11 protein-coding genes and 1 tRNA gene are annotated in these 15,214 nt (G+C 45.3%); 3 read left to right on the top strand and 9 right to left on the bottom strand.

Features of this window, described 5'->3' with window-relative positions:
• Nucleotides 1-4 precede the first annotated feature (4 nt).
• The 8 genes from ACHUET_RS10720 to exaC form a co-directional block, all read right to left on the bottom strand.
• Nucleotides 5-976: a peptide ABC transporter ATP-binding protein gene (locus ACHUET_RS10720; RefSeq protein WP_371531985.1), complete on the bottom strand. Its 972-nt coding sequence runs from the start codon at nt 974-976 to the stop codon at nt 5-7.
• A complete protein-coding gene (locus ACHUET_RS10715; protein ID WP_394212712.1) occupies nt 973-2,046 on the bottom strand; it encodes an ABC transporter ATP-binding protein in 1,074 nt (357 codons plus the stop codon). Before ACHUET_RS10715 ends, ACHUET_RS10720 begins: the two co-directional genes overlap by 4 nt.
• Nucleotide 2,047: 1 nt before the next feature.
• A complete protein-coding gene (locus ACHUET_RS10710) occupies nt 2,048-2,962 on the bottom strand; it encodes an ABC transporter permease (protein ID WP_114700463.1) in 915 nt (304 codons plus the stop codon).
• Between the two features lie 133 nt (nt 2,963-3,095).
• Nucleotides 3,096-4,112: an ABC transporter permease gene (locus tag ACHUET_RS10705; RefSeq protein ID WP_114700462.1), complete on the bottom strand. Its 1,017-nt coding sequence runs from the start codon at nt 4,110-4,112 to the stop codon at nt 3,096-3,098.
• A 256-nt stretch (nt 4,113-4,368) separates the two neighbouring features.
• Nucleotides 4,369-6,009 carry an ABC transporter substrate-binding protein gene (locus ACHUET_RS10700; RefSeq protein WP_394212709.1) on the bottom strand — a complete coding sequence of 547 codons (1,641 nt, stop codon included), beginning with the start codon at nt 6,007-6,009 and terminating at the stop codon, nt 4,369-4,371.
• A gap of 486 nt (nt 6,010-6,495) precedes the next feature.
• Complete coding sequence (locus ACHUET_RS10695) at nt 6,496-8,139, bottom strand: GMC family oxidoreductase (RefSeq protein ID WP_394212707.1); 1,644 nt, start codon at nt 8,137-8,139, stop codon at nt 6,496-6,498.
• 176 nt (nt 8,140-8,315) lie between these two features.
• Nucleotides 8,316-8,660: a DUF779 domain-containing protein gene (locus ACHUET_RS10690; protein WP_463556593.1), complete on the bottom strand. Its 345-nt coding sequence runs from the start codon at nt 8,658-8,660 to the stop codon at nt 8,316-8,318.
• A gap of 195 nt (nt 8,661-8,855) precedes the next feature.
• Complete coding sequence (exaC, locus tag ACHUET_RS10685; protein ID WP_394212705.1) at nt 8,856-10,382, bottom strand: acetaldehyde dehydrogenase ExaC; 1,527 nt, start codon at nt 10,380-10,382, stop codon at nt 8,856-8,858.
• A 325-nt stretch (nt 10,383-10,707) separates the two neighbouring features.
• Between exaC and ACHUET_RS10680 the strand changes: the two genes are divergently transcribed.
• The 3 genes from ACHUET_RS10680 (at nt 10,708) to ACHUET_RS10670 (ending at nt 14,178) form a co-directional block, all read left to right on the top strand.
• Nucleotides 10,708-12,654 (top strand): AAA family ATPase, encoded by a 1,947-nt coding sequence (locus ACHUET_RS10680; protein WP_394212704.1) that lies wholly within the window; start codon nt 10,708-10,710, stop codon nt 12,652-12,654.
• 192 nt (nt 12,655-12,846) lie between these two features.
• The gene (locus ACHUET_RS10675; RefSeq protein WP_394212702.1) at nt 12,847-13,995 is read left to right on the top strand and encodes a type I glyceraldehyde-3-phosphate dehydrogenase; all 1,149 of its coding nucleotides are present in this window, start codon (nt 12,847-12,849) and stop codon (nt 13,993-13,995) included.
• A gap of 92 nt (nt 13,996-14,087) precedes the next feature.
• Nucleotides 14,088-14,178: transfer RNA gene (locus tag ACHUET_RS10670), tRNA-Ser, on the top strand.
• A gap of 110 nt (nt 14,179-14,288) precedes the next feature.
• On the opposite strand, the gene ACHUET_RS10665 is transcribed toward ACHUET_RS10670, so the two are convergent.
• Nucleotides 14,289-15,020 carry a hypothetical protein gene (locus ACHUET_RS10665; RefSeq protein ID WP_394212700.1) on the bottom strand — a complete coding sequence of 244 codons (732 nt, stop codon included), beginning with the start codon at nt 15,018-15,020 and terminating at the stop codon, nt 14,289-14,291.
• Nucleotides 15,021-15,214 lie beyond the last annotated feature (194 nt).

Here is a 15,214-nt window from a genome sequence, read left to right as displayed (position 1 = left end):
TCTCTTAACCATATATCTCTTCCAAGCGTAAACAAGCAACCAATCGACCATCCCATTCGCGCAGTTGAGGCTCTACTTCGCTACATTGCGAGGTAGCATATGGGCAGCGTTTATGTAGCGCACAGCCACTTGGTGGATTGAGCGGACTTGGTAGCTCACCTTGTAGGGTTAAATCGTTTTTATGACCATTTACCGTGGGTGCAGCTGCCAGTAACGCGATGGTATACGGATGTTTTGGCGCATTATAAATGGCTTCTTTAGGACCGTGCTCGACCGCTTGACCCAAATACATCACCATCACATCGTCAGCGACATGGCGTACTACTGACAAGTTGTGTGAGATAAAGACGTAGGCAGTACGATACTCATCCTGTAAGTCCATAAACAGGTTCAATACTTGCGCCTGAATCGATACGTCGAGTGCGGAGGTCGGCTCGTCAGCGACGACAATTTTTGGATTGAGCATCATCGCGCGGGCGAGGGCAATCCGCTGCCGCTGACCACCCGAAAACATATGTGGAAAACGCCCAGCATGTTCAGGGCGTAGGCCGACATTTCTCATCATCTCATTGATTTTGTCACGCTTTTCTTCTTTAGACAGATTGGTATGAATATCTAATGGTTCTGTCAGTTGATAGGCGATAGTATGACGCGGGTTTAAGCTACCATAAGGGTTTTGGAAGACCATTTGAATTTCGGTACGTAAGTCTTTAAGCGCCTTTCTACTGTAGCCAGTGGTGCCTTCATCATTGATAAATAACTCGCCTTGCGTAGGCGCTTCGATCAGCGTCAACTGGCGGGCAAGGGTAGATTTGCCGCAGCCGGATTCACCAACGACTGCTAGTGTCTTACCTGCTTCAAGCTCGAATGAGATACCGTTTAGAGCTTTGACATACGCTTTTGGTTTACCCAATCCTTGCGATACTGGGTAATGCTTGTGTAGATTGTCTGCTTTTAAAACCACTTTATTACTCATACTTGTGACTCCAAAATAGCAGCGTGAGAGATAGGGGTGCGAGAAGAGGGATCAGCATGAATACAGCGTACCTTACCATTTGGTGTATCCAAAATAGGCGGTGGTACATCACACGTTGGCTCTTTGTACGGGCAACGGGGAGACAATAAGCAACCGCTTGGGCGATCATATTGGCTTGGTACGACACCGGGTAAGCTATTCAGGCGATCTTGACCAATAGCCAGCTCAGGAATGGCTTGTAATAGCGCCTCTGTATAAGGGTGTGCAGGATGTTGGAAAATCTCTGGCACGGTACTGGTTTCAACCACTTGTCCAGCATACATGACCGCGACATCTCGTGAGTTTTGTGCGACAAGGCCCAAATCATGGGTAATCAGCACCATCGCCATTTGTTTTTCACGTTGTAAACGACCGAGCAAATCCATAATCTGCGCTTGTACGGTGACATCAAGTGCGGTAGTCGGTTCGTCTGCGATGAGCAGTTTTGGCTCGCAAGCAAGCGCCATCGCAATCATAACGCGCTGGCTCATACCGCCTGAGAGTTGATGCGGGTAGACTTTGAGTCGATTTTTGGCGTCAGGCATTTCGACCAACTCTAGCAGCTCTAATATGCGTGCCTGTACTGCTGCACCGCGCAAACCAAGATGCTTGCGCAGTACTTCGCCCAACTGCATCTCAACGGTAAAGCTTGGATTCAGACAAGACATCGCGTTTTGAAAGATCATAGAGATGTCTTTGCCAATGATGCCGCGTTTTTCTTTGGCAGGCATACTGATCATGTCTTTATTATCAAACATCACTCGCTTGGCGCGGACGGTCGCAGACGGCGGCAATAGCCCCATCAGCGCCATCATCGTGACCGACTTACCTGAGCCAGATTCACCCACAACGGCGATAACCTCACCTTGTGTGATTTTTAACGACACATCATCGACGGCACGAAAGGCACGCTTTCCTTGACCAAAAGTGACCGACAGATTTTCGATGTCTAATAACAACGGCGCGTCTTTTGTTGATTCGCCATTCATAGAAGTATGAGTAGTAAGCGTTTTAATTAAGGTGTCAGTCATCTTAGGTCACCTGCTTTAATTTGGGATCGAGCGCGTCACGCAGGCCATCACCCGTCAAGTTAATCGACAATGCAGCCAAGAAGATAGCGACACCTGGCCAAATAGCGAGCCAAACATTACTTTGAATGTATTGACGAGCCGTACCGAGCATCGCGCCCCATTCAGCATCAGGTGGCTGTACACCAAACCCTAAGAAACCAATCGCACCCGCTTCTAAAATAGCAGAAGAGAAAATCATCGTTGCTTGTACGATAAGCGGAGCCATACAGTTGGGTAAAATGGTGATAAACAATAGGCGAAGTACGCCAGCACCCATCACTTGTGAAGCGATAAAGTACTCACGTTGTAACTCTACCATCGCGGTGGCGCGAGTCAGACGAATAAAAGGCGGCGTACAGACCAGTGCAATCGTAATAATCGTATTGGTCATAGATGGCCCTAAGATAGCGGCAATGATGATCGCTAGTAGTAAGCTAGGGTATGACATCAAAATATCATTGACTAGCATGACCGCTTTGCCCCAAACCTTGGGCCAAAATGCGGCACTAAGTCCTAATGAAATACCGACTAGCATCGCAAGGGTCGTCGCGCTCAGACCGATAAATAAAGAATAACGCGCGCCATACATCACCCGAGACAAGGTATCTCGTCCAGCATCATCAGTCCCTAGCCAAAACATCGCATCACCGCCACTTAAAAAGGCTGGCGGCAGCTGCTCTTGGCCGGTAAACAATTCATAAGGATCATGGGGTGCAATAGTGGGCGCGAGTATGGCAATGATGACCATCAATGCCAATACAATAAAACCAAGTACTGCGCCTTTATTGCGACAAAACGTCGATAAAAATAGTTGCCAAGATGATGGCGGTGTAGCGGCCATGAGATTGACATCAGAGGGGAGAACAGAAGGCTTCATGAGCAGTTCCTATAGTGGCTAGCGCAGTGACATTTTTTAGAGTTTTGTTCCTAAAAAAGTACTAAGCATTGCTAAAACATCACTTCAGCGCCAATCATCACTATTTATAATATGAGTATTTATCAATGTGACATTAAGAAGTATGTCGAATACGCGGATTGATCAGACCATACAAAATATCAATAAATAAACTGACCAAAATCAAGGCAGTGGCGACCAACAAGATACCGTTTTGCACAATGGGGTAATCACGAGTGAAAAAGCCATCGAGGAGCCAATTACCAACGCCCGGCCAGCTAAAGATAGTCTCAGTGATAATCGCGCCCGCAAGCAGCGTCGCCATTTGCAAGCCAACCACAGTGACCACGGTAATCAACGCATTACGCATCACGTGTATCATTATCACGCGGCGCGGTGATAAGCCTTTGGCACGAGCCGTACGCACATAATCTTCATCCAACACCTCTAGCATCGCAGAGCGTGTCATCCGCGCGATCATGGCGAGTGGGATAGTCGATAAGGCAATTGAAGGCAAGATAAAGTGTTTGACCACATTCCAAAATGCGCCAGGTTCTCCTGAGGTGAGAGAGCCAAGTAACCATGAACCGTATAGTGGCTGGACATCTAAGAACTGTGCGACAGAAATTACCCCAGCAACGGGTAAAAGGCCGAGATAATGAGCGAATATACCTGTCAGGATAGGTCCCAATAGATAGATCGGCATCGAGTATCCTGCCAGTGCTCCTGACATTAGGGTATAGTCAATCCAAGTACCACGGCGTAAGGCGGCAAAAATACCTAAGCTCACACCAATGACACTAGCAATGACAATCGCGCACAACGCCAACTCTAAGGTTGGTACGAAGTGAGCAAAAAAGTCTTGTAATACGGGAGAACGAGTACGAAAAGACTGACCAAAATCACCGGTCAATATACCCGTCAAATAGTCCCAATATTGGACAACGAGTGGTTTATCTAATCCAAGTCTTTCTAAGGCGCGGGCATGTAGCTCTGGATCGACCATACGCTCACCCATCATGATCTCGACAGCATCGCCCGGTACGAGACGAATCAACGTAAAGGTCGACAGCGTGAGGCCAAGATAGACAGGAATGAGAATGGCAATACGGCGCAGAATATAAAGTAGCATGGGCTGCTCAGTAGTTGTGATTCAATGAGTGGAGTGGTAGCAATGAATGAAGTCGTCCGTGACCATGCATTTAAGTCATGAAACACTTAAGTGAAAGGCACTTAAATGACAAATACTTAAATGACAAATACTTACATGATAAGCACTTAAATAAAAAATATTTAACGCATATAAATACGGCTGGAACAGAGATTCTGAGCCAGCCGAATACAAATTAAATAATAGTGCATGTCGTGCCGGACTTAATTAGCTAAGGCTATTCGACCTTCACGCCATCGAAGCGTACAGCACCAAGTGGACTGATTTTGAAATCCACAACGTTTGGTGCAGTGAATACCGTTACTACCGAATGCGCCATTGTCGTCCAAGGAAGTTGCTCTTTGAATATTTGCTGAGCTTGTACGTAGTCATCCACGCGCTCATCTTGATTGGTTACTTGACGCGCCTTCATGACCAAATTATCAAAGTCTTTATTACACCAGCGTGAGTAGTTATTACCACCGACAGCGTCACAAGACAGTAATGAACCTAGCCAGTTATCTGGATCACCATTGTCACCCGTCCAACCTGCCAAGATCACATCAGGCTCACCTTTAGCAGCGCGTTTTAGATACTCGCCCCACTCATAGGTTACCAGTTTGGTATTAACGCCAATCTTCGCCCAATCGGCTTGCAGCATTTCAGCCATTAGCTTGGCATTGGGGTTGTACGGACGTTGGACAGGCATGTACCACAAGTTGATGCTCATATTATCAGCACCTGCTTCTTTGATCAGCGCTTTTGCTTTTTCGACATCATAAGGCGCATCTTTAAGCGATTTATCGTAACCCCACTGCGTTGGTGGCATCGGGTTGGTGGCTTTGAGCCCTTCGCTTTGATAGACGGCATTGATAATCGCGTCTTTATTAATCGCCATATCTAATGCTTGACGAACTTTAAGATCACTTAGCTTTGGTTTTTCGACGTTGTAGCCCACATAGCCGACGTTAAAACCTGGTTGATCAAGAACGGTGGCCTTGCCGGATTTTTTGACCGATTCAATTTCGGCAGGTTTTGGATATGCCGATACATGACATTCGCCCGCTTGAACTTTTTGCGCACGAACCGCTGAATCTTTGGTGATAACAAACACGAGGTTATCGATGTAGATGTTATCTTTGTCCCAATAGTCTGGGTTTTTGGTATAACGAATTTGCGCGTCTTTTTGATAAGAAGTGAAGACGAAAGGACCAGTACCAACTGGTTTAGTATTAAGGTCAGCGGCATTACCAGAAGCCATCAATTTGTCTGCATATTCAGCAGAATTGATATAAGCAAACGGCATCGCTAAGTTCTGTAAAAATGGCGCGTTGGTCTCGCTTAGAGTGACTTTTACCGTGTAATCGTCAACTTTTTCAATGTTAGAAATAATATCAGGCAGTCCCATGCCAACTGAATATGGGAACTCAGCGGGATAGGCTTTGTTGAATTCATAATCTGGGTTGGTGAGACGTTCTAGGGTAAAAATAAGGTCGTCTGCGTTAAAGTCACGGCTTGGTGTGAAATAATCGGTTTTGCCGAACTTGACGCCTTTACGTAGATTAAAGGTGTAAGTCTTGCCATCTTCGCTAATATCCCAGCTTTCAGCGAGTCCTGGCTGAATCTCAGTACCGTCTCTTTTAAATTGTACCAAACCGTTATAAATAGGGTAGGCGCTCGCATCAAAATCTGTACCTGCGGTGTACTGTGCTGGATCGAAACCAGCAGGGCTACCTTCTGAACAATAAAGCAAGGTCTTGGCAGCTTTGGCATCTGAGCTGACAGCAGATTCATCAGTGGTTTTGTTGTCACCGCTACAGGCGCTTACACCCAAGATAAGCGTGGCCAACATCGTAAGTTTAAAGAGTGATTTTTGCATTATTACGTCCCATGTAATGATAGGTAGTCACTCATATATTTACCTAGTTTGTATTCGACCATGAATACAATGTGCGAGAAATATAATGAGCAAGCACTAAACTGGCTTTGAGTATTTATTCTAACGGTATATTTTTACAAAATAATACAAAAATAAAGTTGATATAACTTTAATTGATGTAGTTAAAAACATAACGATATGAATAGTTGTTCGAATATACTCTCATAAATAGCCGCAATGCAAGAAATATTTGAACTAATTTTTATAAAAAACATGGGTTTCTGCTCGTTTTGATATTATTTTGATCAATAATATCAATTATTGTTTCTTTCTATCCCTGTGGTACCAATGGGAATGAGACGCAATAATGTATTAATCCTTAATTATAATTTTACTCAATAAAAACAATCAGAAATAAATTGGTTATATTTTGTGTACACCAATTTATGAGATATTGAGGTTATGAGAAATTGAGGGGATCCTAATCTACGTAGTGACTACCTCAGCATCACCATGTTTTGCCTTAATAAGATCTGCTATTTTTTCAGCAATCATGATGGTTGGCGCATTGGTATTGGCACTAATGAGTGTCGGCATAATTGAAGCGTCAATAACCCTTAATCCACCCACACCGCGTACTTTTAATTCCAAATCAACCACTGACTTATCATCCGCACCCATACGGCAAGTGCCTACGGGGTGGTAAATAGTGTCTGACTTATTGCGGATATAACCGAGCATGCCGTCTTTTTCGATATAAGGGGCGGGGTAGTCTTCGGTGATGTATTTGGTGAGTGCGGCTTCTTGCATAATAGCGCGAGTACGCTCGGCACCTGCCACCATATGCTCGACGTCTTTTGGATGTGAGAGGTAGTTGGGATCAATCAGTACGGCGTCAGAAGGATCAGCTGAGCCTAGTCTCACGGTGCCGCGACTCTCAGGACGCAGGTAACAGCTGTGGCAAGAAATGGCATAGCCACGTCTCAAATCGCGACCATGCTCTATCACGCGCGAGATGACGAAATGCAACTGGGTATTTGGCCACTCTTTTGGCGCATCACCCACACTAAAGAAGGCACCCGCTTCTGCATAATTGGTAGATAGTATCCCTGTACCGTCTTTCCTCCACTGCCGAATGCTCTTAGGCAATGTCGCCATAGCTGCCAGACCGATGCCGATGACATCAGTGGTATTGACCTCGTAATCAAAGACGACATCCAAATGATCTTGTAGGTTGCCACCGACGTCAGGTGCGTCTACCACGACATCAATTCCATGCGACTTTAGATGCTCAGCCGGCCCGATACCAGACAGCATCAGGACTTTGGGCGAGCCAAATGCACCCCCTGACAATAGGACTTCATGACGCGCCTGAACGGTATGCTTCACACCATCTTTTTCGTAGATGACACCAGTGGCTTGATGGTCTTCAATAATGACGCGGTTGGCTTGCGCATGGGTGATCACGGTGAGATTCGGACGGTTTTGTACGGGGTGCAAGTAGGCCGCAGCAGCAGAGCAGCGTTGGCCCTGTTTTTCACCATGAAAGTGGGTAACTTGATACAACCCCGCACCGTCTTGTTTTTCGCTATTAAAATCGGTGTTATGGTCGAGACCATTGGCGACGGCCGCTTCTACAAAGGCTTTTGAGATCTCTCGCGGACTCAATAAGTCGCTGACATGTAGTGGTCCACTATCACCATGCAAGGCATCACTACCGTGAATATTGTTTTCGGCTTTAATAAAGTAGGGCAGCACATCATCAAATCCCCAGCCAGTGCAGCCTTGTTCCGCCCAGCGCTCATAATCTAGCTTACTGCCCCGCGTATACACCATGGCATTGATGGCAGAGGAGCCGCCCAAGCATTGCCCACGTGGCTGAAAACCGCGACGGTTATTGAGATGCGTCTGAGGCGTAGTATGAAAGCACCAGTTATTCAATTTGAGCGGCTTGCCAGGAACCATCAAAATCAATCCAGCAGGTACACGTACCGCCAGATCTTTGCCATCACCACCGTATTCTAATAAGCAAACGCTGATGTTTGGGTTCTCGGTGAGGCGGCTCGCCAATACACAACCTGCAGACCCACCGCCGACGATGACGTAATCAAATAGTGTGTCAGATTCCATGTCATATTCCTTATAGCGCCCATGCTAATCAAAATAGTTTAAGCTTTACCATATCCATTATTTTGTGGAAATAATAAAATATAAATGACTCGGTGGTATCTATTTATATAAGTACAGGTGTACACGAGTATAGGAAAGTACGCTGGTATGTTGATACTCAGCTTATCGATTGAAATTTATGATATATCATCTGATACCGAGCACACTTCTGAGCGTACGATAAAACGTTTGCCTTCAGGTATCTCTAGTGAAAAACTCGCACCGCGTCCTTTGACGACATCAATAGTCAAATCGGTATGCTGCCATAGATTGTATTGTGCGCGCCCCATATAAAATGGACAGCCAGCAAGCTCACCAACCAGCACATCCTGACCACCCACTTTGAACTCCCCTAATGGATAGCACATGGGCGAGCTACCATCACAGCAGCCGCCTGATTGATGAAACATCAAATCGCCATGCTTCGATTGCAATAGCTCAATGAGTGCCTTACAGGACTCTGTTGCCATAATTTTCATCATCAACTCCTTAACTACTTACATTCGCAATAGTCAAAAACTATCGCTAAAAACCATACGATGATTAAAAACCATATAGTGACTAAACTTCGAGTTGTAGCTCGAACTGTCTCTAATAGGCTTTAAAGCAAAAATGCAACCTATCCTGCGATAGATTGCATTTGTTTTCTATCTACTGTCATCTTTTCGCAGATTAGATTAGAAGAAACCCATTTTTTTAGGACTGTACGAAACCAGCATGTTTTTGGTTTGCTGATAATGATCGAGCATCATTAGATGGTTTTCGCGGCCAATACCTGATTGTTTGTAGCCACCGAACGCTGCATGTGATGGATAGAGATGGTAGCAGTTGGTCCATACGCGACCTGCTTGGATGCCGCGGCCGAAGCGATAGGCCTTATGTACGCTACGTGTCCACACGCCAGCGCCTAGACCATATAACGTATCATTGGCAATTTGCATGGCTTCGTCGTCATCTTTAAAGGTAGTAACCGCGAGTACAGGTCCAAAGATCTCTTCTTGGAACACGCGCATATCATTGGTGCCTTCAAAGATAGTCGGCTTAACATAGTAGCCGTCTGCTAAGTCGCCATCGTGTTTGGCTTGCTCGCCACCAACCAAGACTTTTGCGCCTTCTTTTTTACCAATATCAAGATAAGATAGAATCTTCTCTAGCTGATCTGAGCTGGCTTGCGCACCAATCATGGTATCCGTGTCTAATGGATTGCCCATTTTTATGGCTTCGACACGAGCGATACAGCGTTTGATAAATTCATCATAGATGCTCTCATGTACCAGCGCACGTGATGGACAGGTACAGACTTCGCCTTGGTTCAGTGCAAACATGACTAGACCTTCAACCGCTTTGTCCAAGAAATCATCGTCTTCATCCATAACATCGGCAAAGAAGATGTTAGGGCTTTTGCCACCAAGCTCTAGCGTCACTGGAATGATGTTTTCGCTCGCGTACTGCATGATGAGGCGACCAGTCGTGGTCTCACCAGTGAAGGCGACTTTATTGATACGAGGATTAGAGGCAAGTGGTTTACCCGCTTCGACACCAAAGCCATTGACGATGTTTAGCACGCCTTTAGGCAAGATATCAGCGATGCCGATGGTCTCTAACATATATAGAACGGAAGCTGGGGTTTGCTCAGCAGGTTTCATGACGATACAGTTACCCGCAGCTAGTGCAGGGGCAATTTTCCATACCGCCATTAGAATAGGGAAGTTCCATGGAATGATTTGACCCACGACGCCGAGCGGCTCATGAAAATGATAAGCAACCGTGTCTTCATCAATCTGGCTGATACCGCCTTCCTGTGCACGAATGGCACTGGCAAAATAACGGAATTGATCGATAGCGAGTGGAATATCTGCCATTAAGGTTTCGCGCACAGGCTTACCGTTTTCATAGCATTCAGCAATGGCGATGGCTTCTAGGTTGGCTTCCATGCTATCTGCGATTTTTAATAACAAATTGGCACGTTCAGCGACGCTGGTTTTGCCCCAAGCGTCTTTGGCAGCATGCGCGGCATCTAGGGCTTTTTCGATATCGGCTTCTTTTGAACGGGCGACTTGGCAAATAACCTTACCATCGATGGGGCTTGGGTTGTCAAAGTACTCGCCATCGACAGGAGGGGTCCACTCACCATTGATAAAATTATCGTATTTTTCGCGGAATTGGACGGGACTGTTTTCAGTATTGGGATAAGCGTATAACATTAACCACTCCTTGTTGTGTATGATGATTATTTAAAATATGGCTATTTATAGACAGCCATTTAAAAATGAATCCTTGGTCTTCCTGAACCAATTATTCCTCTATCGTACTGAGCTTTTGGGCAGAACGATAATGACTTTTTATAATGATATATTTTGTATCACATAACTTTAAGTTATATAGTGCGGGTCAGTTAAAATGGTCCGCAAAGTGAGTGCAGCTGTTATAATTGTGGGCATCTACTTTGGCTTACTGTGGTTATTGCCTAATCATGGTGGCTTTCTTTTTTATACTATTTCTTTTCATAATATTGGTTGGTTTGGATCTATGCGTCAATCTTCTGCTCTTGATATCTTAAAAACAGGTCAAAACGTCTTTTTGACTGGCTCGGCAGGTTCAGGTAAGACTTATACCCTCAATCAATACATCGATTATCTACGTGCTCGCCGTGTGCCTGTTGCAGTGACGGCCAGTACTGGCATTGCCGCCACGCATATGAATGGCACAACGATTCATAGTTGGTCAGGCATCGGTATCAAAGATGAGCTGAGCGACCGAGATTTGACAAATTTATCCCGTAAGCAGTTCTTGGCAGACAGACTAAAAGACACGGCAGTACTGGTCATCGATGAGATATCAATGCTACATGCCAAGCAGCTCAACTTGGTCAGCCAAGTGCTCAAGCATATTCGCAAAAACGACAAAGCCTTTGGCGGCATCCAAGTCGTCGTCGCAGGAGACTTTTTTCAGTTACCGCCAATCGGTAGTAAAGGGGAGACCAATCGTGAAAAATTCGCCTTTATGTCTGAGGCATGGCTCGATGCCAAGTTCCATATTTGCTATCTATCAGAGCAGCATAGACAAGTCAGTGAAGCGGCAAATGGCGGGCTTGATTTGGATGATATTCTGAACCAAATCCGTCGTCAGGAAGTGACCTTTGAGGCGATTGCCGCCTTAGAAAACACGTACGATCAAAGCGTCGATATCAAACGCACTCGTCTCTATACACACAATCTCAATGTTAATAAAATCAATGACAAAGAGTTGGCATTGCTAGACGGTGAGATGATGCGCTTTGAGGCGACCACCACGGGTGACAGTAAGCTGGTTGAGACCTTAAAAAAGACCGTACGTACCCAGGACGAGCTGATTCTCAAAGTGGGTGCAAAGGTGATGTTTATCAAAAACAATGCCGAGCTTAGCGTGTCTAACGGAACGATGGGTGAGCTGATTGGGTTTGCTGCGGTCAAGATAGATGACAGTAAAGACAGTAGTGACGTGTTAATAGAAGACGATAGCAGTAGTGACAGTGAAGATACTGGCGAAGCCACTGATAAAAAGACGACCAAAGACAAAAAAAGTGTTGCCAAAAAAGAAGCTGAGCAATCAAAAGCAAAGAAAGCGGCGACACAAAAAATGCCTGTGGTCAGGCTAAACTCAGGACGCGAAGTCATTGCTGAGCCTGAAGAATGGATCATCGAAGATGAGGCGGGTGATGTGCTGGCAAGTTACCTACAAGTACCGCTCTGTCTAGCATGGGCGATTACGATTCATAAATCGCAAGGCATGACCCTTGACGCCGCTGAAATCGACTTGTCGCGTACCTTTGAGTTGGGGCAAGGCTACGTGGCATTATCACGCCTCAAATCACTGGCAGGATTGCAGCTATTAGGTATGAATGATATGAGCTTGCAACTCGATCCGCTGGCACGAGGCGCAGACAAGCGTTTTTTGGTACTGTCTGACGAAGCCGATGCCAACTATGCGATGCTCGATGAAGAGAGCATGCAGCAGGCCCACGAGAAGTTTGTCCTAAAGTCAGGTGGGACACTGAGTAAATCCGTGATTGATGCCTATGCCGCGCTGCAAAAAAAGCGCCGCGAACAGCAGCAAGCGCAAATCGATAAAAAACAAAAACTAGGCAATCAGGTCTCTGATAAGTCAGAGAGTACCTTGCGTGCGACCAGAGTGCTATTGGAGGAGAGTTTGACCATAGCGGAAATCTCGCAAGCGCGTCAACTGTCGCAATCGACGATCATGCGCCATATCGGCGAGCTAAAATCACAAGACCCAAGCCTTGCCTGCGATCATCTACGTCCAGAGGATGAGGTCATGACAGCGGTTGGCAATGCTTATGTCGCCATCAAAGTCGCTAACAATCCAAACGATTTTAATGATGATGGTAGTATCAAACTGCGTCCGATATTTGATCATCTAAAGCAGAGCATTGACTACAACACCATTCGTTTGGCACTGATTTTTATCACGCCGTGATTTTTTATGACAAGATAGTTTGTTATGACATGATAGATTTTTATGACATGATAGATTTTTATGACATGATAGATTTTTATGACTCTGTAGGTTTTTTTGAAAAACTAATATCGAACCAACTATTAGAGCGTGTCTAAAGCGACAACGCTCATTAATGCTCATTCTTTATATCCCTTTATAGCGATATCTTTTATGCCTGATTTTTCTAGCGCCACTTATCAACTGACCTCTGACCCGATAGCGGCGACGTATCGTACTACTGGTGAACACTCACAGCCACTGAGAGTCGCTATCAATGGCTTCGGTCGTATAGGGCGCAATGTACTGCGTGCCTTGCTAGAGCGCTTTGAGGTGTTAGGACGTGCCATTCATGTGGTCGCCATTAATGATTTGGCACCAGCAGATATCTTGCTGCACTTATTAAAGTTTGATAGCACGCATGGTCGCCTGAGTCGGTTGGGCGTCAATGCTGAGATTGTAGAAAGCGAAGCAGATGAGGATAATAGAACTCAGCTTTGTCTGACCAAAAATAATTTAACGTATTGTATCAATATGCTATCAGAGCCCAATCCACAAAATTTACCTTGGCAGTCGCTAGGCGTCGATGTGGTGCTGGAGTGTACGGGGCATTTTCGCTCGTATGAGCAAGCCACTCTACATATTGAGGCTGGCGCACAGCAAGTAATCATTGGTGCAGCGCCATTCGATGACGTGGACGCTTGTATCGTCATGGGTGTGAATACCGATGCACTCACGCTTGATCTACCGATTATCTCTAGTGTCTCTTGTACCACGCAGGCATTGGTGCCGCTGATTGATACGCTTGATAAAGCGTTTGGTGTGAAATCTGCCATGATGACAGAGATTCATGCGGTTACTGCTGATCAGACCGTGCTCGATCAGGCACATCGAGACCCAAGACGAGCGCGTGCTTCTGGCTATAATATTATCCCAACGACCTCTAGTAGTATCGCTGCGACGGAGCGTGTTCTACCAGCCATGGTGGGTAAGATAAATGGACATTCGATACGCGTGCCCACCATTGATGTGGCGGCGATTGATGTGACGTTTGTATTTGATACGCCAGACGTCAGTGTCGAGGCTATCCGTGAGGTTCTCAAATCTGCCAGTCAGGCGCACCTACATGACATCATGGCCTATACCGATGAACCTTTGGTCTCTAGTGATTTTATTCATCAGACTGAGTCGCTTATCATTGATGGTCAGCAGCTGATGCAAGTAGGCGAGCAGTACAAGGTCTTTGCTTGGTATGATAATGAATGGGGTTATGCCAACAGGCTTCTCGATATGTGCTTACATCTAGCGTACAGCAAGCGATAATGTACGAATTTAAAAGTATTTTAAAATTAATTGAGTTTTTTTAGATTAGGGGCTTGCATTATAAAATGATATCTATATAATGATGCACCAATGGAGACGTGGCAGAGCGGTTGAATGCACCGGTCTTGAAAACCGACAAGGGTTAATAGCCCTTCGAGAGTTCGAATCTCTCCGTCTCCGCCAAATTCGAAAAAGCCCCAATCAGCAATGATTGAGGCTTTTTTTATGGGGCTGTTATATATATAAAGATTGAATCACATGCTCTACAAAATTTTAAATAGTACGTTGTACGGCTATTTTGCTAGTGAGCTGCCAAACTCAATGGTTTGATCATCTGCTAATATCAGTTTGCCTTCTTCAATCTCGATTGTCATGCCATTGGGGTTTTTGATCGCACGCATGACATTGATGTCCTCAATACTACTCTCGATAATGATTTTGCCAGATTGTTCTGGCTCGATAGCTGGATCGAATTGTATCAAGGGAACATTGAAGCTTTTACCTTGTGTAAGGTTGGCATCTTTCATGCTCAGCACGCCTTTGAAGCTCTGTATAGCGACATCGCCATGATTAGATAGCATGAACTGCATTTTGACTTGGTTTAAGCTATCGCTGTCACTGGTTTTAATTGGTAATAGGGCGACAGGATATTTCTGTGCTGTCGCATTTGCCGCCTGACCAGTCACGATAGGGCTCTTTTTACCTGTTGGATTATTGGGATGCAAACGCTCGTACTCACGCTGTTGTATGAGGGCTTGCTCAATCGTGGTACGCGGCATGGCGCCTGATTCATAAGCCTCGCTGAGTTTCATTCGCAGCATATATCTGCTCAGCACTTGCTGATCGGCCGCAGGCAATTGCTCAAAGGTTTGCCCTAGTTCCTTTTGCCACTGGTCAGAATCAGTCGGTATGGTTGTTTTGCTGGGGTCAGTTTGTGGTGATGAGCAGCCAGGTGCAATCGCTAGCATCGCCACCGTAATGCTCAAACACAAAGTTTTATTAAAACGATTTTGTAAACTCATCATCGTGCACCTCCTTATACATTTTTATTATGGTAAAACCTGACGAAAAATTGCGACTGTTATTCTTAATATACCTCGTTTGGGGAGAGGTTTTGTTTAATTATGGCTAACTACCGTAGCAAACTGACAATAGTGTCAAAAAATCAGTGCTGTGAAGTATGAAAAAAATGTATAAAGATAAAAAGTTTTAATAAAGC

The organism is Psychrobacter piscatorii (genome assembly GCF_043641605.1).
In the GTDB taxonomy this organism is placed as follows: domain Bacteria; phylum Pseudomonadota; class Gammaproteobacteria; order Pseudomonadales; family Moraxellaceae; genus Psychrobacter; species Psychrobacter piscatorii_C.
This window is presented reverse-complemented; position numbering and strand designations above follow the sequence as displayed.